Source organism: Citrobacter sp. MGH105 (assembly GCF_001037485.2).
Classification (GTDB): domain Bacteria; phylum Pseudomonadota; class Gammaproteobacteria; order Enterobacterales; family Enterobacteriaceae; genus Citrobacter; species Citrobacter portucalensis.
The window spans coordinates 3226846-3247752 of the sequence record NZ_CP073048.1 but is presented as its reverse complement, the minus strand read 5'-3'; the positions used below and the strand labels follow the sequence as shown (position 1 = coordinate 3247752).

At 53.0% G+C, this 20907-nt stretch carries 19 protein-coding genes, 1 tRNA gene and 2 other RNA genes; 15 read left to right on the top strand and 7 right to left on the bottom strand.

Annotated features, from left to right (window positions below):
• The first annotated feature begins 80 nt into the window (after positions 1–80).
• The 3 genes from SK35_RS15720 (at position 81) to agp (ending at position 2942) form a co-directional block, all read left to right on the top strand.
• Complete coding sequence (locus SK35_RS15720; RefSeq protein WP_048214487.1) at positions 81–836, top strand: sulfite exporter TauE/SafE family protein; 756 nt, start codon at positions 81–83, stop codon at positions 834–836.
• 69 nt (positions 837–905) lie between these two features.
• The gene (locus SK35_RS15715; RefSeq protein ID WP_048214486.1) at positions 906–1613 is read left to right on the top strand and encodes an ArsR/SmtB family transcription factor; all 708 of its coding nucleotides are present in this window, start codon (positions 906–908) and stop codon (positions 1611–1613) included.
• 87 nt (positions 1614–1700) lie between these two features.
• On the top strand, positions 1701–2942 hold the full coding sequence (agp, locus tag SK35_RS15710) for a bifunctional glucose-1-phosphatase/inositol phosphatase (protein WP_048214485.1): 1242 nt from the start codon (positions 1701–1703) through the stop codon (positions 2940–2942).
• Positions 2943–2979: 37 nt separating this feature from the next.
• Here agp and SK35_RS15705 read toward each other — a convergent pair whose 3' ends face one another.
• Positions 2980–3207, bottom strand: a complete 228-nt coding sequence (locus SK35_RS15705) for a YccJ family protein (RefSeq protein ID WP_003036015.1) — start codon at positions 3205–3207, stop codon at positions 2980–2982.
• Between the two features lie 20 nt (positions 3208–3227).
• A complete protein-coding gene (wrbA, locus tag SK35_RS15700) occupies positions 3228–3824 on the bottom strand; it encodes an NAD(P)H:quinone oxidoreductase (protein ID WP_003832057.1) in 597 nt (198 codons plus the stop codon).
• A gap of 385 nt (positions 3825–4209) precedes the next feature.
• On the opposite strand from wrbA, the gene SK35_RS15695 reads away from it, so the two are divergent.
• The 3 genes from SK35_RS15695 to rutR all read left to right on the top strand — a co-directional run bounded on the left by SK35_RS15695 (position 4210) and on the right by rutR (position 6156).
• Positions 4210–4383 (top strand): general stress protein, encoded by a 174-nt coding sequence (locus SK35_RS15695; RefSeq protein WP_003036022.1) that lies wholly within the window; start codon positions 4210–4212, stop codon positions 4381–4383.
• Positions 4384–4544: 161 nt separating this feature from the next.
• The gene (locus tag SK35_RS15690) at positions 4545–5459 is read left to right on the top strand and encodes a DMT family transporter (protein WP_008784322.1); all 915 of its coding nucleotides are present in this window, start codon (positions 4545–4547) and stop codon (positions 5457–5459) included.
• A gap of 58 nt (positions 5460–5517) precedes the next feature.
• Entirely contained in the window at positions 5518–6156 is a 639-nt protein-coding gene (rutR, locus tag SK35_RS15685; protein WP_003036026.1) for an HTH-type transcriptional regulator RutR, read from the top strand.
• Here rutR and SK35_RS15680 read toward each other — a convergent pair.
• Both SK35_RS15680 and putA read right to left on the bottom strand, forming a co-directional pair.
• Positions 6153–6548: a lysozyme inhibitor LprI family protein gene (locus SK35_RS15680; RefSeq protein ID WP_008784323.1), complete on the bottom strand. Its 396-nt coding sequence runs from the start codon at positions 6546–6548 to the stop codon at positions 6153–6155. The two genes, rutR and SK35_RS15680, sit on opposite strands and share 4 nt — an antisense overlap.
• A gap of 59 nt (positions 6549–6607) precedes the next feature.
• Positions 6608–10570, bottom strand: coding sequence for a trifunctional transcriptional regulator/proline dehydrogenase/L-glutamate gamma-semialdehyde dehydrogenase (gene putA, locus SK35_RS15675; protein ID WP_048214484.1), 3963 nt, complete (start codon positions 10568–10570; stop codon positions 6608–6610).
• A 422-nt stretch (positions 10571–10992) separates the two neighbouring features.
• Here putA and putP point away from each other — a divergent pair, with 422 nt between their 5' ends.
• The 6 genes from putP (at position 10993) to phoH (ending at position 17334) form a co-directional block, all read left to right on the top strand.
• Positions 10993–12501, top strand: coding sequence for a sodium/proline symporter PutP (gene putP, locus SK35_RS15670; protein WP_032942939.1), 1509 nt, complete (start codon positions 10993–10995; stop codon positions 12499–12501).
• Positions 12502–12714: 213 nt separating this feature from the next.
• Entirely contained in the window at positions 12715–13548 is an 834-nt protein-coding gene (efeU, locus tag SK35_RS15665; protein WP_032942940.1) for an iron uptake transporter permease EfeU, read from the top strand.
• A 58-nt stretch (positions 13549–13606) separates the two neighbouring features.
• Positions 13607–14734, top strand: coding sequence for an iron uptake system protein EfeO (efeO, locus tag SK35_RS15660; RefSeq protein ID WP_048214483.1), 1128 nt, complete (start codon positions 13607–13609; stop codon positions 14732–14734).
• Between the two features lie 5 nt (positions 14735–14739).
• Positions 14740–16023, top strand: a complete 1284-nt coding sequence (gene efeB, locus SK35_RS15655) for an iron uptake transporter deferrochelatase/peroxidase subunit (protein WP_032942941.1) — start codon at positions 14740–14742, stop codon at positions 16021–16023.
• 247 nt (positions 16024–16270) lie between these two features.
• The gene (locus tag SK35_RS15650; protein WP_172111178.1) at positions 16271–16567 is read left to right on the top strand and encodes a hypothetical protein; all 297 of its coding nucleotides are present in this window, start codon (positions 16271–16273) and stop codon (positions 16565–16567) included.
• Positions 16546–17334 carry a phosphate starvation-inducible protein PhoH gene (gene phoH, locus SK35_RS15645; RefSeq protein ID WP_032942942.1) on the top strand — a complete coding sequence of 263 codons (789 nt, stop codon included), beginning with the start codon at positions 16546–16548 and terminating at the stop codon, positions 17332–17334. Before SK35_RS15650 ends, phoH begins: the two co-directional genes overlap by 22 nt.
• Positions 17335–17477: 143 nt before the next feature.
• Here phoH and SK35_RS15640 read toward each other — a convergent pair.
• From SK35_RS15640 to SK35_RS15630, 3 genes are all read right to left on the bottom strand, one after another.
• Positions 17478–17614: non-coding RNA, RtT sRNA (locus SK35_RS15640), on the bottom strand.
• Positions 17615–17658: 44 nt separating this feature from the next.
• A non-coding RNA gene (locus SK35_RS15635) (RtT sRNA) lies at positions 17659–17795 on the bottom strand.
• Positions 17796–18022: 227 nt separating this feature from the next.
• Positions 18023–18110, bottom strand: a tRNA-Ser gene (locus tag SK35_RS15630).
• A gap of 236 nt (positions 18111–18346) precedes the next feature.
• On the opposite strand from SK35_RS15630, the gene ghrA reads away from it, so the two are divergent.
• The 3 genes from ghrA to SK35_RS15615 all read left to right on the top strand — a co-directional run bounded on the left by ghrA (position 18347) and on the right by SK35_RS15615 (position 20811).
• The gene (ghrA, locus tag SK35_RS15625; RefSeq protein WP_048214482.1) at positions 18347–19285 is read left to right on the top strand and encodes a glyoxylate/hydroxypyruvate reductase GhrA; all 939 of its coding nucleotides are present in this window, start codon (positions 18347–18349) and stop codon (positions 19283–19285) included.
• Between the two features lie 210 nt (positions 19286–19495).
• Entirely contained in the window at positions 19496–20233 is a 738-nt protein-coding gene (locus SK35_RS15620) for a phosphatase (RefSeq protein ID WP_048214481.1), read from the top strand.
• A gap of 23 nt (positions 20234–20256) precedes the next feature.
• Positions 20257–20811, top strand: a complete 555-nt coding sequence (locus tag SK35_RS15615; RefSeq protein WP_003832084.1) for a TorD/DmsD family molecular chaperone — start codon at positions 20257–20259, stop codon at positions 20809–20811.
• Positions 20812–20907 lie beyond the last annotated feature (96 nt).

Sequence of the window (20907 nt, the reverse complement as noted above, 5' to 3'; positions counted from 1 at the left end):
CATATTTCGTTGCCTGACGAAGCAAACACGGTGATTAACGTCCAGAATCAGTCATCTTCTCTTTTCCAGGAAAGTGCAACATGACGAGTTCTTTAGCGTTTGGACCCGCCCTGGTGGTGATGATTGCCGCCACATTTGTCCTCGCCGGGATGGTGAAAGGCGTTACGGGTATGGGATTACCCACCGTGGCAATGGGGATCCTCGGATCGCTTATTTCGCCAGTTGCCGCGGCGGCCATGCTGTTATTGCCTTCGCTGATAAGCAATTTGTTCCAGTTTGGCGGCGGTGGAAATACACGCCAATTACTCAAACGACTGTGGCCAATGCTGCTGACAGTAGTGGTGGCGACACTGCTTGCCAGCGCCTGGATTACCGGTGGTGACACCACCCGAACTCAGTTTGCACTCGGCGTAGCGCTGGTGGCCTACGCTATCTGGACGCTGGCGGGAAAGAAAATCGCGGTGGCCCCGCAGCGTGAAAAACCGTACTCCCTCGTTATTGGATTTGTGACCGGCTTATTGACCGGCGGAACCGGGGTGTTTGTGATGCCCGCCGTGCCCTGGATCCAGTCCCTCGGCTTTGAGAAAGATGAACTGGTGCAGGCGCTCGGGATCTCTTTTACCTTTTCGACTCTGGCATTGGCGCTGGGTCTGTGGTGGCACAACGCGCTGCCCATACAATCGTTAAGTTTGTCGGCTTTGGCCATTGTTCCTGCGCTGATTGGCCAATGGATAGGTACCCGTGTGCGAAGGGTTATTTCTCCGCTCGTGTTTAAACGCTGTTTTCTGTTTTGTCTGGTCGGGTTGGGTACAGAGATGATGCTGCGTGCTGTGTGACCGGTGCGGTGACTTTGCGCGACTTTCATGGCATCGTTAATTCAGAGATTCAGGGCCAATGAGGTCGTTATGGCATCCGTGATGTTACATGAAGAAGAGGGCGATCTGGAGTCGAAAATGGCACTCACTGCGGCAGTGATGGCCGATAAATCGCGCTCACGTATGTTGTGCGCCCTAATGGATGGCTGCGCCTGGACTGCAACTGAGCTCAGCGCGGTGGCGGATATATCCGCGTCGACCGCCAGCGCGCATCTGGCGCGTCTGTGCGAACAACGTTTTGTTGTCGCGTTGGCGCAGGGCAGACATCGTTATTTTCGCCTTGCAGGTTCCGATATCGCTGAACTGCTGGAACGCCTGATGGGCGTTGCGTGGGCGACATCAACGCCCCGCAGAATCACTACACCGCCAGATTTGCGGCATGCCCGCACCTGCTACGACCATCTCGCCGGAGAGGTTGCGGTGAGGTTGTTCGATACGCTGGTTTTCCGTCAGTGGTTAACGCCGGATGGTGAAACGCTGACTCCTCTTGGCCTGGAAAAGCTGGCACAGATGGGGATTGTCCTGGCGGCGGGCTCATCCCGGCGGAAGTTAACCTGCGGTTGTCTGGACTGGAGCGAACGACGTTATCATCCTGGTGGGGTGCTTGGCGCAACGCTGCTGCGCTGGTTCAGTGAACAGCGATGGATAAAAACCGAACAGGGCAGCCGCCATGTCATCTTCACACCTCTTGGCATTCGTAAACTCGAAACCGAGTTTGGTGTTAAAACGACAGGCTAGATGGTCTGTTTTGCGAAAGCGTTCCCGGAAATATGTCATATTTCTGTCACACTCTGTTGTGATTGATAACAACAAGAGGTCGTAGGGATGAATAAATCGTTAATCGCCACAGCCGTGGCAGGGGCTGTCTTATTGTCAACCGCCGCGCAGGCGCAGACCGCGCCGGAAGGCTATCAGCTTCAGCAAGTATTGATGATGAGTCGGCATAACTTACGCGCACCTTTAGCCAATAATGGCAGCGTTCTTGAACAGTCCACCCCCAAACAATGGCCAGAATGGGATGTCCCCGGTGGGCAACTCACTACCAAGGGCGGTGTGCTGGAAATCTATATGGGCCACTACATGCGAGAGTGGCTGGCAGAGCAGGGGATGGTGAAATCGGGCGAATGCCCGGCACCGAACACGGTCTATACCTATGCTAACAGCCTGCAGCGTACGGTCGCCACGGCGCAGTTCTTTGTTACCGGTGCTTTCCCTGGTTGCGATGTTCCGGTCCATCATCAGGAAAAAATGGGCACCATGGATCCCACCTTTAACCCGGTGATCACCGATGATTCCGCCGCCTTCAGCCAGCAGGCCGTTCAGGCCATGGAGAAAGAGCGCAGCAAAATGCAGCTCAACGATAGCTATCAGTTGCTTGAGCAAATGACCGACTACAAAGACTCTCCGTCCTGCAAAGAAAAACAGCAGTGTTCCCTGACCGATGCCAAAGATACGTTTAGCGCGAAGTACCAGCAGGAGCCAGGCGTTTCGGGGCCGCTGAAGGTGGGAAATTCGTTGGTTGATGCCTTCACGCTGCAATTTTACGAAGGCTTCCCGATGGACAAGGTTGCCTGGGACGAGATTAAATCGGATCAGCAGTGGAAGGTTCTGTCGAAGCTGAAAAACGGCTATCAGGATAGCCTGTTCACCTCCCCGGAAGTGGCGCAGAACGTCGCCAAACCACTGGTGAAATATATTGATAATGCGCTGGTTACTGAACGCGCGAAAGCACCGAAAATAACCGTGCTGGTGGGGCATGATTCAAATATCGCTTCGCTGCTCACCGCGCTGGATTTTAAACCGTACCAGCTTCACGATCAGAACGAGCGTACGCCGATTGGCGGGAAGATTGTCTTCCAGCGCTGGCATGACAGCAATGCAAATCGTGATCTGATGAAAATCGAGTATGTGTATCAGAGCTCGCAGCAGTTGCGTAATGCAGACGTTCTGACGCTGAAATCTCCGGCGCAGCGCGTAACGCTGGAGCTGAAAGGATGTCCGATAGATGCAGATGGTTTTTGCCCGATAGATAAGTTTGATAGCGTGCTGAATGAGGCGGCTAAGTAAAAGAAAACTCCCCCGTGTTCGCGGGGGAGTCAGCGCGCTAGACGTTTTTGCGTTCGATAGTCTGTTCACCCCAAAAGAGCGAATCTTTGTCTGTTTTTTCAAAGGCTTTGATGAGTACCTCATCGCTACCTTCTTCCCAAATTTTTTCCGCCAGTTTCTCGTCATAATGTGCGACTTCAAAAATGGCTTCGGCTATTTCCGGCGATGTATTGCGCAGACTTGCCCATTCGCCGACGCGATGGGCTTTCGCTTCTTGAGTTGGCATTCGAATCCTCCTGTTGAAGATTAGCCGTTGAGTTTTACTGCCAGACCTGCGACATATTCACCCTGATAGCGGGCGATAGATAATTCTTCCTGACTTGGCTGGCGGGAGCCGTCGCCTCCGGCAATGGTGGTTGCACCGTAAGGGGTACCGCCGCGAACTTGAGAGACATCAAACAGCTCTTGCGCCGCGTAACCGATAGGTACAATCACCATCCCATGGTGGGCAAGCGTAGTCCAGGTTGATGTAATGGTTTGTTCCTGACCGCCGCCGGTTCCCGTTGAGCTGAATACGCTGGCAAGTTTGCCGTACAGGCCGCCAGAGGCCCACAGCCCGCCAGTCTGGTCGAGGAAGGTACGCATCTGACCGGACATATTACCAAAGCGCGTGGGGGTACCAAAAATGATGGCGTCGTAATCAGCCAGTTCTTGCGGGGTTGCGACTGGTGCGTTTTGTGTTTTGCCGCCAGCCTTAAGGAAAATCTCGGGCTGCATGGTCTCTGGTACACGCTTAATAATCACTTCCGCGCCATCTACCTTATTTGCGCCTTCTGCGACTGCGTGGGCCATAGTTTCAATGTGTCCGTACATAGAATAATAAAGCACCAGAACTTTTGCCATTTTACACTACTCCTCGAGTTAACCGTGTCCGTAGCGATTCGCTACCTACCTTTAAAGATATGACGTACTGTCAGGAGTGCAAATTTCACAATCACTTCTTTGATTTATAACAATTTTTATAACAACCTGCTTTGTAGCAAAATGATACATATTTAACCAGGTAGAATTCGGTAGTCATAAGAAAGACTTATTGATTTCTTATGGTGATTATTTCTTTGTCACTCCTGATCCTGTTGCAGGATATTACAGTTAGCGTCTGCCCAGGCCACACTTCACTATGCTTATTCCCACGCAGTTATTTCAGGGCCTCGCCCGTAACGCTGCGTGAGGTATCACTCCTCAGTACCTATGCAATATGATGTCTAATCAATGACGGAGGTCAGTAATGGCAAACCATCGGGGCGGTTCCGGCAACTTTGCGGAAGACCGCGAAAGAGCATCAGAAGCAGGTCGAAAAGGTGGCCAGCACAGCGGGGGCAACTTCAAGAATGACCCGCAACGCGCTTCAGAGGCAGGTAAAAAAGGGGGCAAAAATAGTCACGGCAACAACAAATCGTAATTGTCGGGCTATCTGTCAGATATGTCGTGACGACTGAGAGTCAGAGACAGACGTTACGTAGCCACCGCCGCCGGGTCTTTCCGGCGGTTTTTTTTGTCTGCAAGGTTGAACTGTAACAAAACGCAACGCAGACTAATGACATTCAGTTAATCGGGTGTCTCATGTCATTACTTTCTCGTTATTCCTTCTCTGTTAAACCTCAGGAAGCGATCCTCATTGTGATCACCATGTTCTGGGGTGGCACGTTTTTGGCGGTGCAATATGCCGTTACCCTGAGCGGCCCTTTTTTCTTTGTCGGTGTGCGTTTTGCCACTGCCGCTCTGGCGGTCGCGCTTTTGTCGTTACACACACTGCATAAGCTGACGTGGCTGGAAGTTAAAGCAGGGGTTGCAATCGGTATCGCAATTGCACTGGGCTATAGTCTGCAAACCTGGGGGTTACAGTTTATTCCCAGCAGTAAATCGGCGTTTATTACCGCGATGTACGTACCGTTGGTGCCGCTTTTACAATGGTTGTGTCTGGGACGCATACCAGGTCTGATGCCGTGCGTCGGCATTGTGCTGGCCTTTATCGGATTGATTTTTCTTGCCGGACCGGGAGGCAATTTACTGGCTTTAGGCGAAGGCGAGTGGATCACGCTCGCCGGTGCGGTGGCGATTGCGGCAGAAATTATCCTGATTAGCGCGTGGGCGGGAAAAGTGGATGTACGTCGGGTAACGGTAGTGCAACTGGCAACCGCTTCGATAGTGGCCTTTATGGCGATGGGACCGGCCGGAGAGACCGTACCACCAATGTCTACCGGATTGCTGGTGGTGGCGCTGGGGCTGGGGATTTTTAGCGCGATTATTCAGGTCACCATGAACTGGGCGCAGCGCAGCGTTTCGCCGACGCGCGCGACGGTTATTTATACCGGTGAACCGGTGTGGGCGGGGATCTTTGGCCGTCTGGCGGGTGAACGCTTACCGCTACTTGCATTGCTTGGTGCGGCATTCATTATTGTTGGCGTACTGGTCAGCGAGCTGAAGTTCAAAAAGAAAAAATCGCTTGGACAAGAGGCGCCGCCGGAATCGCTTTAATTTAACCATTCACCGCGTGATTTGGTATGCTGACGCCCTCACAAGAAGGAGAGGGCGCATGGTCCAACGCGCAGAGAAAAAAACAGGTAAGCGCTCGCAGGCCGTCAGTGCAAAACGCCAGGCCATCTTAACCGCGGCATTAAATATCTTCTCCCAATATGGGATCCACGGCACGCGCCTGGAGCAGGTGGCAGAGCAGGCGGGCGTGTCAAAAACCAATCTACTTTATTACTACCCGTCAAAAGAGGTGCTTTATATCGCCGTTTTACGGCAGATCCTCGACATCTGGCTGGCTCCATTGAAAGCTTTTCGCGAAGACTTTGCGCCGCTGGTGGCCATTAAAGAATACATTCGCCTTAAGCTGGAAGTGTCGCGCGATTACCCTCAGGCCTCACGGCTGTTTTGTATGGAGATGCTGGCCGGAGCTCCTTTATTGATGGCAGAACTGGAGGGGGATCTCAAAACGCTAATTGATGAGAAATCCGCGCTGATTGCCGGTTGGATCAAAAGTGGAAAACTGGCTCCGGTCGATCCGCATCATCTGATTTTTATGATTTGGGCTTCAACTCAGCACTACGCCGATTTTGCCCCACAGGTAGAGGCGGTGACGGGCGCAACGCTGCGTGATGAAGCCTTTTTTAACCAAACGGTGGAGAGCGTACAGCGGATGATTATTGAAGGGATCCGCGTGCGTTAACTGGCCGGCGGTAACGGGCAGCTTAAATCGCCTTCTTCACACTGCAAAAGTGAGGCGAGAAACGCTTCGCGCTCGTTGGTCTTATCCGTCAGGCACTGGCTGGAAATCATCGCCTGAACGCTACCGCCTTCAGTGCCAGAACTGATTAACGCACAGTCCGCATCGCGCAAAGTTATCCAGGATACTTGCGCTTTTTTCAGTAAATCGCGCTGGGTTGGGGCGGCGCGCTTCAGCGCATTCTGATAAGTTTCATTAAGTTTGGCGTCGGCCGCTTTATACTGCTCTGCCGCACAGGTGTTCATCTCAATCTGCGTGTTCGCGTTGGCGCAGTCATCCGCCAGCGCCTGGCCGCTCAGCAGCAGCGCTGCACATGTCAGTACGATTCGTTTCATGCTTCCCTCTGGCTTCATAAAAAAAGGCCCCGTTACCGGAGCCTTAATTAACCACAACCTTAGCCGATTGTCATCAGGCTGGCGTTCCCCCCAGCTGCGGCGGTATTGACGCTCAGGGAGCGCTCAATATACAACCTTTCCAGCAGGATATTGCTTTCGCCGCGGGCAAAGCCCTGGACCGACACAATCGCCCCTTCGCGGGCCGCCACCGCTTCACACAGTGCGCGAAGCTGATCGGAATCACCGTGGAATATAACCGCATCAAACGGCTGTGTAGTGATGTTGTCCGCTTTGGCAAACTGGATGCGCCCGGAAACTACTGCTGGCAGGCGTTTTGCCAGGTCGCGATGGAATGTATCATCTGGCCACAGGATTAAGCTACCAACGGAAGTTACAGCGGCAACCTGTACCAGCGCATCCTGTTCATCATCGGCGATACACAGCACGCGTTCGCGCGGCAACAGCGTCCAGGTATTGCGCTCGCCGGTGGGTCCTGGCAGCAGGCGTTGCGTTCCGGCCTGCGCCAGTTCACCAAACTGCTGGCAGAGCGCACGCAGTGCTGGACGATCGGTTGCCCATTCGCTAAGCGCTTGCAGCGGCTGAACGAGCGCCGTTTTAAGCTGTGCATCGACAGGGTATTCGGCATCCTGACGGGCAAGCGTAATGCCTAACGCATTTTCCGGACGGTTTGCCAGCAGGCGGTACAGATACAGCGGTCCACCCGCTTTTGGCCCGGTTCCTGACAAGCCTTCACCACCGAATGGCTGCACTCCGACGACGGCGCCGACCATATTGCGGTTAACATACAGGTTCCCCACATGTGCCGAACCCGTGACCTGGGCGATGGTTTCATCGATACGGGTGTGCACGCCCAGCGTCAGGCCATAGCCGGAGGCATTAATTTGCTCAATCAGACTGCCCAGATTGTTGCGGGTGTAACGCACAACGTGCAGTACCGGACCGAACACCTCTTTTTGCAATTCGTCGAAGCTTTCCAGCTCGATAAGCGTCGGCGCGATAAAGGTACCGGTTTGCCATTCACGCGCATCGTCGCTGTTTTCGCGCACGGCCTGGAACACCGGACGCCCTTTGGCGCGCATGGCCTGAATATGGCGCTCAATATTGGCTTTGGCTTCTTCATCGATTACCGGTCCAATATCGGTGGTCAGGCGGCCCGGGTTACCCATGCGGCATTCCGCCATCGCGCCACGCAGCATTTTCAGCGTATGGTCGGCGACATCGTCCTGCAGACACAGGACGCGAAGCGCGGAGCAGCGCTGTCCGGCGCTGTCAAAGGCAGAAGCCAGAACGTCGACCACGACCTGTTCCGTTAACGCAGAAGAGTCGACGATCATGGCGTTCATCCCGCCGGTTTCGGCGATAAGCGGGATTGGACGCCCCTGAGCATCCAGGCGGGTCGCGATATTACGTTGCAACAGCGTGGCGACTTCCGTTGAGCCGGTAAACATGACGCCGCGTACGCGCTCATCGGAAGTGAGCTGTGCCCCGACCGTTTCACCTTGACCAGGCAACAGTTGCACCACGCCTGGCGGCACACCTGCTTCGAGTAAAATGGCAATACCCTGGGCGGCAATCAGCGGAGTTTGTTCCGCGGGTTTTGCCAACACGCTGTTGCCCGCCGCCAGCGCAGCGGCAATCTGCCCGGTGAAAATGGCCAGCGGGAAGTTCCAGGGGCTGATACAGACCACCGGCCCTAACGGACGATGGGTTTCATTATCGAAGTCATCGCGGACCTGACCGGCATAATAGTGCAGGAAGTCTACCGCTTCGCGCACTTCCGCAATGGCGTTGCTGAAGGTTTTGCCCGCTTCGCGCACCAGAATGCCAATTAACTGCTGCATCTGACCTTCCATCACAACGGCGGCGCGATGCAAAATAGCGGCGCGCTCTTGTGGCGGTGTGGCGAACCAGATCGGCGCGTTATTTACCGCGTTCTGCAGTGCCTGTTCCACTTCGCTGTGGGTTGCTTCACGCACGTAACCGACAATGTCTTTCGGTTCGGCCGGGTTGACGACTGGGGTCATTTCACCGTCAGCAACCGGATGTTCGAGCATCGGTTTAGCGTGCCATTTTTGCAGCGCGCTGTTGAGCAGGGCGGAGGACAGTGAGGCCAGACGATGTTCGTTCGCTAAATCCAGTCCGCCTGAGTTTTCGCGGCCTTTACCGTACAGGTCACGCGGCAGGGCAATCTTCGGATGTGGCAGACCAGCCTGGCCTTCCTGCTGCGCCAGTTTTTCAACGGCTTCGACCGGATCGGCTACCAGTTCATCCAGCGGCAGGGTAGTGTCTGCAATGCGGTTGACGAACGAAGTGTTGGCGCCGTTTTCCAGCAGACGACGCACCAGATACGCAAGCAGCGTTTCATGCGTGCCGACTGGCGCATAAATACGGCATGGACGGTTCAGCTTACCATCCGCTACTTTGCCGGTGACCTGTTCATACAGCGGTTCGCCCATACCGTGCAGGCACTGGAACTCGTACTGGCCTGGATAATAGTTTTGCCCCGCTAACTGATAAATCGCCGCCAGCGTGTGGGCGTTATGGGTGGCGAACTGCGGGTAGATCAGATTCGGTACGGCCAGTAGTTTTTTCGCACAGGCCAGATAGGAAACGTCGGTATACACCTTACGGGTATAAACCGGATAGCCTTCCAGACCGTCCATTTGCGCACGTTTGATTTCGCTATCCCAGTATGCGCCTTTAACCAGACGGATCATCAGGCGGCGGCGACTGCGGGTAGCGAGATCGATCAGATAGTCGATAACAAATGGGCAGCGCTTCTGGTAGGCCTGGATAACAAAGCCGATACCGTTCCAGCCCGCCAGTTCGGGTTCGAAGCACAGTTTTTCCAGCAGATCGAGGGAGATCTCCAGTCGGTCGGCCTCTTCAGCATCGATATTGATACCGATGTCGTACTGGCGGGCCAGCAGAGTAAGCGACTTCAGACGCGGATAGAGTTCATCCATCACGCGGTCATACTGCGCGCGGCTATAACGCGGATGCAGCGCCGACAGCTTGATAGAAATGCCCGGCCCTTCATAGATGCCGCGACCATTTGAGGCTTTACCAATGGCGTGGATTGCCTGTTGGTACGAAACCATGTAAGCCTGGGCATCGGCGGCAGTCAGAGCTGCTTCGCCCAGCATGTCGTAAGAGTAGCGGAAACCTTTTTCTTCCAGTTTACGGGCGTTAGCCAGCGCTTCGGCGATAGTCTCTCCGGTGACGAACTGTTCGCCCATCAGGCGCATCGCCATGTCGACGCCTTTACGCACCAGTGGTTCACCGCTCTTGCCGATAATACGGTTGAGTGAGCGTGAGAGGCTGGCTTCATTATGCGTAGAAACCAGACGACCGGTAAACAACAACCCCCAGGTCGCCGCGTTGACGAACAGGGACGGGCTGCGTCCAATGTGTGACTGCCAGTTGCCGTTGCTGATTTTGTCGCGGATCAACGCATCGCGGGTTGCCTTATCTGGAATACGCAGCAGGGCTTCGGCCAGGCACATCAGCGCGACCCCTTCCTGCGAAGAAAGTGAGAATTCCTGCAATAAACCCTGTACCATCCCGGCGCGGCCGCTGGCGGTCTTTTGGTTACGCAGTTTGTCAGCCAGATCGTACGCCAGCTTGTGCGCTTGCTCCGCGATGGGTTGCGGCAGACGAGCCTGCTCCATCAGCATCGGCACAGCATCGGTTTCGGCTCGGCGGTACGCGGCGGTGATTGCTGCGCGGGAAACTGACTGCGGCAGGATTTGTTCGGCAAATTCCAGGAAAGGTTGATGCGCTTCATTCTGCGGCGTGGTTGACTCCTCACCCTCATTCGCGGCACCCGCCAGCAGGGCCGGCAGTTCAGGAAGCGCGTCGTCATTTTCCAGTCTTTCGAGATAATTAAAGATGGCTTGCTTGATCAGCCAATGTGGCGTGCGATCGATTCGTGATGCTGCTGTTTTAATACGCTCGCGAGTGGCGTCATCCAGTTTAACCCCCATCGTGGTGGTTCCCATGCCGTTTACTCCTGTTGTACTGAAATACGGGTCTGATAGTTACCGAGAAATATCCACTATGTTGCAACTTTGTGCAACCGTGTTAAATGTGACTTGGTTTGCAAGCTTGGAAATGAATGAGATGTTAATAAATATGAGTCTTATGATGTGAGCTGTAAAAATTACAGAATCTTTTTCTCTGCGGTAGTTAACACTTTTAAAAGGTGCAACCGAAAAAAATGTGAGAGAGTGCAACCTACAGAAAAATGCTATCTACTCTGGATCAAATTTGATGTAAATGGTGTGTTAAATCGATTGTGAATAACCATCGCTTCCGGCAGGATACGGTCGCCCTGGTCAACATAGATATCTTTGCCACGTTCCGGCAGGGTAATAAAACGGCAAGCCACGGCATTGCTGATACATAATTTTGGAGAGTTTTGATGGCTATTAGCACACCGATGTTAGTGACATTCTGTGTCTATATTTTCGGCATGATATTGATAGGGTTTATTGCATGGCGTTCAACCAAAAACTTTGACGATTACATTCTGGGGGGACGCAGTCTGGGTCCATTCGTGACCGCGTTATCCGCCGGGGCATCTGACATGAGCGGCTGGTTGCTGATGGGTCTGCCTGGCGCGATTTTCCTGTCGGGGATTTCAGAAAGCTGGATCGCCATCGGCCTTATTTTGGGCGCCTGGATCAACTGGAAACTGGTGGCCGGACGTTTACGCGTACACACTGAATACAATAACAATGCGCTGACGTTACCGGATTACTTTACCGGTCGCTTTGAAGATAAAAGCCGAATTCTGCGTATTATCTCCGCGCTGGTTATTCTGCTGTTTTTCACCATCTATTGTGCTTCCGGTATTGTGGCAGGGGCACGTCTGTTTGAAAGCACCTTTGGCATGAGCTACGAAACAGCACTGTGGGCGGGCGCGGCCGCGACGATCATTTATACCTTTATTGGTGGTTTCCTGGCGGTTAGCTGGACCGATACCGTCCAGGCCAGCCTGATGATCTTTGCTCTGATCCTGACGCCGGTGATGGTAGTCATTGGCGTGGGTGGATTCGACGATTCGCTGGAAGTGATTAAACAAAAGAGCATTGAGAACGTGGACATGTTCAAAGGGCTGAATTTTGTTGCCATCATTTCCCTGATGGGCTGGGGTCTGGGCTACTTTGGTCAGCCGCATATTCTGGCGCGCTTTATGGCTGCAGATTCCCACCATAGCATCGTTCATGCTCGCCGCATTAGCATGGCCTGGATGATTCTGTGTCTGGCAGGTGCTGTGGCCGTGGGCTTCTTTGGTATTGCTTACTTTAACAATAACCCACAGCTTGCCGGCGCCGTTAACCAGAACGCCGAGCGCGTGTTTATTGAACTGGCGCAAATCCTGTTCAACCCGTGGATTGCCGGTATCCTGCTGTCTGCGATCCTCGCTGCGGTTATGTCGACCCTGAGCTGCCAGCTGCTGGTGTGCTCCAGCGCAATCACCGAAGATTTGTACAAAGCGTTCCTGCGTAAAAATGCCAGCCAGAAAGAGCTGGTGTGGATTGGCCGAATCATGGTGTTGGTCGTGGCGCTGGTGTCTATCGCGCTGGCGGCGAACCCGGAGAACCGTGTACTTGGTCTGGTAAGCTACGCCTGGGCGGGCTTCGGCGCTGCGTTTGGTCCGGTAGTCCTGTTCTCCGTAATGTGGTCGCGTATGACCCGCAACGGTGCGCTGGCAGGGATGATCATTGGTGCGGTGACGGTGATCGTCTGGAAGCAGTTTGCCTGGCTGGGTCTGTATGAAATCATCCCGGGCTTTGTTTTCGGCAGCATCGGTATTGTGGTCTTCAGCCTGTTGGGTAAAGCGCCTTCAACTGCTATGCAGCAACGTTTTGCCGAGGCTGATGCGCATTATCACTCAGCTCCGCCATCGCGTTTACAGGCAGAATAATCTGCCTCTGTCTTCAAGCCCGCCGCGAGCGGGCTTTTTTATTGCTTCCGTTGTAAACCTGCTTTAACCATTACCCGCTTAGCCTTTTACATTCATTCATCATTCTCAAAACATTCTGCTTGAGTTTTTCTTTGCTGTAATGATAATCACTATCACTGTAATTTACTTTTCTTTTCATCAATTGACTGAGAATAACGTTTAAGGGTTCTTCGCATGTTTGTTCCATTTCTAATTATGTTGCGCGAAGGGTTAGAGGCCGCGCTGATTGTCAGCCTGATTGCCAGCTACCTGAAACGGACTCAGCGTGGTCGATGGATTGGTGTGATGTGGATTGGTGTTCTGCTGGCGGCGGCGTTATGCCTGGCGTTAGGGATTTTCATCAACGAAACCACCGGTGAATTTCCGCAAAAAGAACAGGAGCTGTTTGAAGGCATCGTGGCGGTCATTGCCGTGGTGATCCTCACCTGGATGGTGTTCTGGATGCGTAAAGTTTCGCGCAACGTCAAAGTCCAGCTTGAACAGGCTGTCGATAACGCGTTGCAACGCGGCAACCATCACGGCTGGGCGCTGGTGATGATGGTCTTTTTTGCTGTTGCCCGTGAAGGGCTGGAGTCGGTGTTCTTCCTGCTGGCAGCATTCCAGCAGGATGTAGGTATCTGGCCGCCGTTAGGCGCGATGCTGGGACTGGCTACCGCGGTGGTACTGGGTTACCTGATTTACCTCGGCGGCATTCGCCTCAACCTCGGGGCATTCTTTAAATGGACCAGCCTGTTCATTTTGCTGGTGGCTGCCGGTCTTGCCGCTGGGGCAATCCGCGCTTTCCACGAAGCCGGGTTGTGGAATCATTTTCAGGATGTGGCGTTTGACCTGAGCAGTGTGCTGTCGACGCATTCACTGTTTGGCACATTGATGGAAGGCATTTTCGGCTATCAGGAAGCGCCAAGCGTTAGTGAAGTCGCTGTCTGGTTTATCTACCTGATTCCGGCGTTGGTTATGTTTGCGTTACCGCCGCGTTCAGGCACTACGGCATCGCGTACCGCACCTTGATAAAAACGCGATGCAGAATACTTTTTAGTTACAACATACTTATTTATAGGGATAGGTTATGACGTTTAATTTTCGCCGTAGTGCGCTGCAGCTAGGTATCGCCGCGCTGTTTGCCTCCGCTTTTAATGCACAAGCTGCCGATATTCCGCAGGTGAAAGTCACGGTTAACGACAAACAATGTGAACCGATGACTATCACGGTTAATGCCGGGAAAACGCAGTTCATCATCCAGAACCATAGCCAGAAAGCGCTGGAGTGGGAGATCCTCAAAGGCGTTATGGTGGTTGAAGAGCGCGAAAACATTGCACCAGGCTTTAGCCAGAAAATGACCGCTAACCTCCAGCCTGGCGAATATGATATGACCTGCGGTCTGTTGACTAACCCGAAAGGCAAACTGATCGTAAAAGGTAGCGCAACGGCGGATGCCGCGCAAAGCGATGCTCTGCTGAGTCTGAGCAGCGCGATTACCGAATACAAAACCTATGTGACAGCCGAAACCGCGCAGTTGGTTGCGGGCACTAAAGCCTTTACCGATGCGATTAAAGCAGGCGATCTGGAAAAAGCAAAATCCCTGTATGCGCCAACGCGTCAGCACTACGAGCGTATTGAACCGATTGCTGAACTGTTCTCCGATCTCGACGGCAGCATTGATGCGCGGGAAGATGATTACGAACAAAAAGCCGCCGATCCGAAATTTACCGGCTTCCATCGTCTGGAAAAGGCGCTGTTTGGTGACAATTCCACCAAAGGTATGGATAAGTACGCCGACCAATTAAACAGCGATGTTCTTGACCTGCAAACGCGTATTAGCGAGCTGGCTTTCCCACCGTCTAAAGTTGTTGGCGGGGCAGCAGGACTGATTGAAGAAGTTGCTGCCAGCAAAATCAGTGGGGAAGAAGATCGCTATAGCCATACCGATCTGTGGGATTTCCAGGCCAACGTCGATGGTGCGCAGAAAATTGTCGATCTCTTGCGTCCTCAGTTGCAAAAATCCAATGCTGAACTGCTTGCGAAGGTGGATGCGAACTTCAAAAAGGTCGATACCATTCTGAGCAAGTACCGTACCAAAGACGGCTTTGAAACCTATGACAAACTGACTGACGCCGATCGTAATGCACTGAAAGGGCCAATCACGACGCTGGCAGAAGATTTGTCGCAATTACGCGGTGTTCTGGGTCTGGATTAAGCACTATGCAGCAAGATAATGAAAACGGCGTGAGCGAACCGTCACGCCGACGTTTACTGAAAGGGATGGGCGCCCTGGGTGGGGCGCTGGCGCTGGCGGGTGGGTGTCCGGTTGCCCACGCGCAAAAACCACAAAGCGCGCCGGGCACGTTGTCTCCGGATGCACGTAGTGAAGCGCAGCCGTTTTATGGTCAGCATCAGGCGGGGATCCTGACGCCGCAGCAGGCATCAATGATGCTGGTGGCGTTCGATGTTCTCGCCAGCGATAAGGCCGATCTTGAGCGTTTATTCCGGTTGCTGACCAGCCGATTTGCGTTTCTGACCACCGGTGGACCGGCGCCGGATACGCCGAATCCGCGTCTCCCCCCTATGGATTCAGGTATCCTCGGCGCATACATTGCGCCAGACAACCTGACGATGACGTTGTCAGTCGGCTCCTCGCTGTTTGATGAACGCTATGGACTGAAATCGCAGATGCCGAAAAAGCTGCAAAAAATGACCCGTTTCCCGAATGATTCGCTGGATGCGGCGCTGTGCCATGGCGATGTGCTGCTGCAGATTTGTGCCAACACCCAGGACACCGTCATCCACGCGTTGCGCGATATCATTAAACATACGCCCGATCTCCTTAGCGTGCGCTGGAAACGTGAAGGTTTTATTTCCGACCACGCCGCACGCAGTAAAGGCAAAGAGACCCCGGTCAATTTGCTTGGCTTTAAAGACGGCACCGCGAATCCGGACGCTACGGATGCGAAGTTGATGCAAGACGTGGTGTGGGTTACGGACGGGCAGGGCGAGCCTGCCTGGGCACAAGGCGGAAGCTATCAGGCCGTCAGGCTCATTCAGTTTCGCGTTGAGTTCTGGGATCGTACGCCGCTGAAAGAGCAGCAAACGATTTTTGGTCGCGATAAACACACCGGCGCACCGCTGGGTATGCAGCATGAGCATGATGTGCCTGACTATGCCAGGGATCCTGAAGGCGAGGTGATTGCGCTCGACAGCCATATCCGTCTCGCAAATCCGCGTACGAAAGAGACCGACTCCAGCCTGATGATGCGTCGTGGCTACAGTTATTCGCTCGGTGTGACTAATTCCGGTCAACTGGATATGGGGCTGTTGTTTGTCTGCTATCAACACGATCTGGAAAAAGGTTTTTTGACAGTGCAGAAACGTCTGAACGGTGAAGCGCTGGAAGAATATGTCAAACCGATTGGTGGGGGATATTTCTTTGCTTTGCCGGGTGTTAAAACTGCAGATAATTATCTGGGACAGTCTCTGCTTGAAGCCTGATGATTATGCCCCGCAGTACAGCGGGGTTTTTCCTGACATCTTGATGAAGGAACAAACTATTTTTTATGATCGGTATGCGACTGAAATAATTCTGTCATCTTTCTGCAAGAGACTGTCTCTGGTGATAAGATAGAATTTAAGTTAACAACAAGTAAAAATATTGTTGCATTAGCGAAAGGTTATGATGTACTTATAAGTAATAGCGGTAGTTCCCGGCGGTGATTGTCATTCACTATGGAGATCGCGAATGGAAAAGTCCTGTATTGGACACGTTTTTCACAGTAACAGCAGTACCTTACGCGGACGTTTCTCTTCCGGTAGCCTCCTCGTCACCGCTAAATCTCTCTCTCATTCACTTCTTATCTTCGCAACTGACGCCCTGTACGGTGCGCGTAGCTGTGCGTGGCGTCTTATCCGAAAGCAAGCAATGGCTTACAAGGAAGCCAACCCTCAGATGTTCGTGCGCATAATCGTGCCGCCAACGGCGCGTGTGATGTATACCTACAACTCAAGGTGCTATCCATGGGAAGACAAAAAGCAGTGATCAAAGCTCGTCGTGAAGCAAAACGTGTGCTGAGGCGGGATTCGCGTAGCCATAAGCAACGTGAAGATGAATCGGTCACCTCGCTTGTACAGATGGGCGGCGTAGAAACGATTGGTATGGCGCGTGATAGTCGCGACGCCTCGCCAATCACGGCGCGGAATGAAGCTCAGGCGCACTACCTGAATGCTATCGAGAGTAAACAGCTGATCTTCGCCACCGGTGAAGCCGGGTGTGGTAAAACCTGGATCAGCGCGGCAAAAGCAGCAGAGGCCCTGATCCATAAAGATGTGGACAGGATCATTGTAACCCGTCCAGTTCTGCAAGCTGATGAAGACCTCGGCTTCTTACCTGGAGATGTTTCCGAGAAGTTTGCTCCCTATTTTCGCCCCGTGTATGACGTGCTTGTCAAACGGCTGGGAGCCTCCTTCATGCAATATTGCCTGCGACCTGAGATTGGTAAGGTGGAAATCGCGCCGTTCGCCTATATGCGTGGACGTACCTTTGAAAATGCAGTGGTCATTCTTGACGAGGCTCAGAACGTCACTGCTGCGCAAATGAAGATGTTTTTGACCCGCCTCGGGGAGAATGTGACGGTGATTGTGAATGGGGATGTGACCCAGTGCGATCTACCAGCCCACGTTCGCTCAGGGCTTAGCGATGCGCTGGCCCGTTTCGAAGAAGATGAGATGGTTGGGATTGTTCGTTTCAATAAAGACGATTGCGTCCGCTCTGCGCTCTGTCAGCGGACGCTCAACGCTTACAACTGATAAGTACTCCGTCTTCAAGGCCCGGGAAACCGGGCTTTGTTGTTTGACGCCAGTACATGACCGGTCGGGGCTTCTCATCCCCCCCGTAGATGTGCAACATGCGAAAAAAAGCCCGTACTTTCGTACGAGCTCTTCTTAAAATATGGGGGTGAGGGGGGGATTGACTCGCTTCGCTCGCCCTTCGGGCAGCCCACTCACTCCGTTCGCGGTCTGTCCAGCTGGCTGCGCCAGCAGTCGAACCCCGGTCGGGGCTTCTCATCCCCCCGTAGATGTGCAACATGCGAAAAAAAAGCCCGTACTTTCGTACGAGCTCTTCTTAAAATATGGCGGTGAGGGGGGGATTGACTCGCTTCGCTCGCCCTTCGGGCAGCCCACTCACTCCGTTCGCGGTCTGTCCAGCTGGCTGCGCCAGCAGTCGAACCCCGGTCGGGGCTTCTCATCTCCCCGCAGATGTGCAACATGCGAAAAAAAAGCCCGTACTTGCGTACGAGCTCTTCTTAAAATATGGCGGTGAGGGGGGGATTGACTCGCTTTGCTCGCCCCTGCGGGGCAGCCCGTTCGCTGCGCTCCCGGTCTGTCCAACTGGCTGCGCCAGTAGTCGAACCCCGGTCGGGGCTTCTCATCCCCCCGTAGATGTGCAACATGCGAAAAAAAAGCCCGTACTTTCGTACGAGCTCTTCTTAAAATATGGCGGTGAGGGGGGGATTCGAACCCCCGATACGTTGCCGTATACACACTTTCCAGGCGTGCTCCTTCAGCCACTCGGACACCTCACCATATTGTTGTTCCTGTGCTACCGGAACGGGCGCTAATGTAGGGGAAACACCGCCCCGCCGTCAATCAACTTTTTGAAAAAAATGTGCATTTACACAAACTTCAAGCAACATGGAGCATAAATAAGCGGGAATTGTTTTTTTTGCCAGCACCCTAAAATTTGCTACTCTGATGTTCCCTCGAAAAATGATGATAATAAGTGCGAGAAAGTTCCGCACAACAATGTTCAGGAGACAATATGGATATAATTTTCTATCACCCAACATTCGATACGACCTGGTGGATTAATGCGTTGGCAAAGGCAATACCTGGTGCGAACGTACGTGAGTGGAAAGCGGGTGATAATGCACATGCTGACTATGCGCTGGTCTGGCATCCGCCGGTTGAAATGCTCGCAGGACGAAAATTAAAAGCCGTATTTGCGCTGGGCGCGGGCGTCGATTCTATTCTCAGTAAACTCAATGCTCATCCGGAAATGTTGGATGCGTCGATCCCGCTTTTCCGTCTGGAAGATACGGGTATGGGCCTGCAAATGCAGGAATATGCTGTCAGTCAGGTGCTGCACTGGTTTCGTCGCTTTGATGATTATCAGGCATTGAAAAATCAGGCGAAATGGCAGCCGTTGTCAGAATATACTCGCGAGGAGTTTACCGTCGGGATCATGGGGGCTGGGGTATTGGGCGCAAAAGTAGCCGAAAGCCTGCAAGCATGGGGATTCCCACTGCGCAGCTGGAGTCGTACGCGTAAATCCTGGTCTGGCGTGGAAAGCTTCGCCGGTACTGAGGAACTGGGCGCATTTTTGAGTCAAACTCGCGTGCTGATCAACCTTCTGCCTAATACGGCAGAAACCGTAGGCATTATTAACGCTGATTTACTTAGCCAATTGCAGGATGGCGCCTACGTGCTGAACCTTGCACGCGGTGTTCATCTTAATGAAGACGATCTTCTGGCATCGCTGGAAAGCGGCAAGGTGAAGGGGGCCATGCTGGATGTTTATAGCCGTGAACCGCTGCCAGAAAACAGCCCATTATGGAAACATCCGCGTGTGGCGATGACGCCACATATTGCCGCAGTTACCCGTCCGGCAGAAGCGGTGGACTATATCTCCCGCACGATTATGAACCTGGAGAGCGGGCAAGTCGTAACAGGTCAGGTCAATCGCGTTCGGGGATATTGATGGTAACCCGGCAAGTGCCGGGTTTCAGCTAAAATACCCGTCATACTTCAAGATGCATGTGCGTTGGCTACGGTTGCTCACCCGAATCACATACTTAAGGGAGTGATTCGGGTATCACTCCCTTGCCACCTGCCTGCGACTCGAATTTTTAGGGTATTAATGGCGGAGATACCTGCTATCCTTGACGAAAAATGACTACAGGAGAGAGTTATGTATCCCGTTGACCTGCATATGCATACCGTCGCCAGCACCCACGCCTACAGCACCTTAAGTGATTACATCGCGGAAGCTCGTCGCAAAGGCATCAAGCTATTTGCCATTACCGATCATGGACCGGACATGGCGGATGCACCTCACCACTGGCACTTTATCAATATGCGTATTTGGCCGCGTGTCGTGGATGGCGTGGGGATCCTGCGTGGAATAGAAGCCAATATTAAGAATATTGAAGGTGAAATTGACTGTTCAGGTCCGATGTTTACCTCCCTGGACCTCATTATTGCGGGCTTCCATGAGCCGGTTTTTGCACCTCACGATAAAGACACCAATACCCAGGCAATGATAGCTACGATGGCCAGCGGTAATGTGCACATCATCAGTCATCCGGGAAATCCAAAGTATCCCGTTGATATTAAAGTAATTGCGCAGGCAGCGGCAAAGTACCAGGTTGCACTGGAAATCAATAATTCTTCGTTTTTGCATTCGCGTAAGGGCAGTGAGGATAATTGTCGTGCGGTTGCTGCGGCTGTGCGTGATGCTGGTGGCTGGGTGGCGTTAGGGTCGGATTCACATACTGCTTTCACGCTGGGAGAATTTGGCGAATGCCGTAAAATCCTGGATGATGTTAATTTCCCTGAAGACAGAATTTTAAACGTCACACCTAAACGTCTATTGGCGTTTCTGGAATCGCGAGGCATGGAGCCGATCGCGGAATTTGCTGAACTGTAATTGTTACTAACTGGAATATATCAATGAACGAGTTTTCTATCCTGTGTCGTGTACTGGGCTCGCTGTTTTACCGCCAACCGCAGGACCCTTTACTGGTTCCCCTGTTTACCCTGATTAGTGAAGGTAAACTGTCCGCCAACTGGCCGCTGGAACAGGACGAACTGCTCACCCGTTTACAGAAGAGCTGCGATATGCCCCAGTTGGCTGCAGATTACAACGCGCTGTTTGTCGGTGACGAGTGTGCAGTGCCGCCTTATCGTAGTGCCTGGGTAGAAGGGGCGAAAGAATCCGATGTTCGTGCATTTCTTTCAGCCCGGGGCATGCCGCTTGCTGATACACCGGCAGATCACATTGGTACGCTGTTGCTGGCGGCTTCATGGCTTGAAGACCAGTCTGCGGAAGATGAAAGTGAGGCGCTTGAAACCTTGTTTGTAGACTACTTGCTGCCCTGGTGCGGTACGTTCCTTGGTAAAGTTGAAGCGCACGCGAACACGCCTTTCTGGCGTACGATAGCACCGCTGACGCGTGATGCCATTGGTGCGATGTGGGACGAATTGCAGGAAGATACAGACGAATAAATGTGACCTACGTCACTTAAAAGTGCAACTCAATTTATAAGCTTGCATAAATTGTGTGCGCGATCTCATTACCATGCCGTTTTTCTGCTAAGATGC

What these genes read in the sequence shown, in the direction of transcription:
- phoH (WP_032942942.1), top strand. Translation starts at nt 16,546, where the DNA reads ATGGGAAGACAAAAAGCAGTGATCAAAGCTCGTCGTGAAGCAAAACGT.
- SK35_RS15620 (WP_048214481.1), top strand. Translation starts at nt 19,496, where the DNA reads ATGTATCCCGTTGACCTGCATATGCATACCGTCGCCAGCACCCACGCC.
- SK35_RS15615 (WP_003832084.1), top strand. Translation starts at nt 20,257, where the DNA reads ATGAACGAGTTTTCTATCCTGTGTCGTGTACTGGGCTCGCTGTTTTAC.
- SK35_RS15690 (WP_008784322.1), top strand. Translation starts at nt 4,545, where the DNA reads ATGTCATTACTTTCTCGTTATTCCTTCTCTGTTAAACCTCAGGAAGCG.
- efeB (WP_032942941.1), top strand. Translation starts at nt 14,740, where the DNA reads ATGCAGCAAGATAATGAAAACGGCGTGAGCGAACCGTCACGCCGACGT.
- agp (WP_048214485.1), top strand. Translation starts at nt 1,701, where the DNA reads ATGAATAAATCGTTAATCGCCACAGCCGTGGCAGGGGCTGTCTTATTG.
- SK35_RS15720 (WP_048214487.1), top strand. Translation starts at nt 81, where the DNA reads ATGACGAGTTCTTTAGCGTTTGGACCCGCCCTGGTGGTGATGATTGCC.
- efeO (WP_048214483.1), top strand. Translation starts at nt 13,607, where the DNA reads ATGACGTTTAATTTTCGCCGTAGTGCGCTGCAGCTAGGTATCGCCGCG.
- SK35_RS15695 (WP_003036022.1), top strand. Translation starts at nt 4,210, where the DNA reads ATGGCAAACCATCGGGGCGGTTCCGGCAACTTTGCGGAAGACCGCGAA.
- SK35_RS15715 (WP_048214486.1), top strand. Translation starts at nt 906, where the DNA reads ATGGCATCCGTGATGTTACATGAAGAAGAGGGCGATCTGGAGTCGAAA.
- wrbA (WP_003832057.1), bottom strand. Translation starts at nt 3,824, where the DNA reads ATGGCAAAAGTTCTGGTGCTTTATTATTCTATGTACGGACACATTGAA.
- ghrA (WP_048214482.1), top strand. Translation starts at nt 18,347, where the DNA reads ATGGATATAATTTTCTATCACCCAACATTCGATACGACCTGGTGGATT.
- SK35_RS15650 (WP_172111178.1), top strand. Translation starts at nt 16,271, where the DNA reads ATGGAAAAGTCCTGTATTGGACACGTTTTTCACAGTAACAGCAGTACC.
- putA (WP_048214484.1), bottom strand. Translation starts at nt 10,570, where the DNA reads ATGGGAACCACCACGATGGGGGTTAAACTGGATGACGCCACTCGCGAG.
- putP (WP_032942939.1), top strand. Translation starts at nt 10,993, where the DNA reads ATGGCTATTAGCACACCGATGTTAGTGACATTCTGTGTCTATATTTTC.
- efeU (WP_032942940.1), top strand. Translation starts at nt 12,715, where the DNA reads ATGTTTGTTCCATTTCTAATTATGTTGCGCGAAGGGTTAGAGGCCGCG.
- rutR (WP_003036026.1), top strand. Translation starts at nt 5,518, where the DNA reads ATGGTCCAACGCGCAGAGAAAAAAACAGGTAAGCGCTCGCAGGCCGTC.
- SK35_RS15705 (WP_003036015.1), bottom strand. Translation starts at nt 3,207, where the DNA reads ATGCCAACTCAAGAAGCGAAAGCCCATCGCGTCGGCGAATGGGCAAGT.
- SK35_RS15680 (WP_008784323.1), bottom strand. Translation starts at nt 6,548, where the DNA reads ATGAAACGAATCGTACTGACATGTGCAGCGCTGCTGCTGAGCGGCCAG.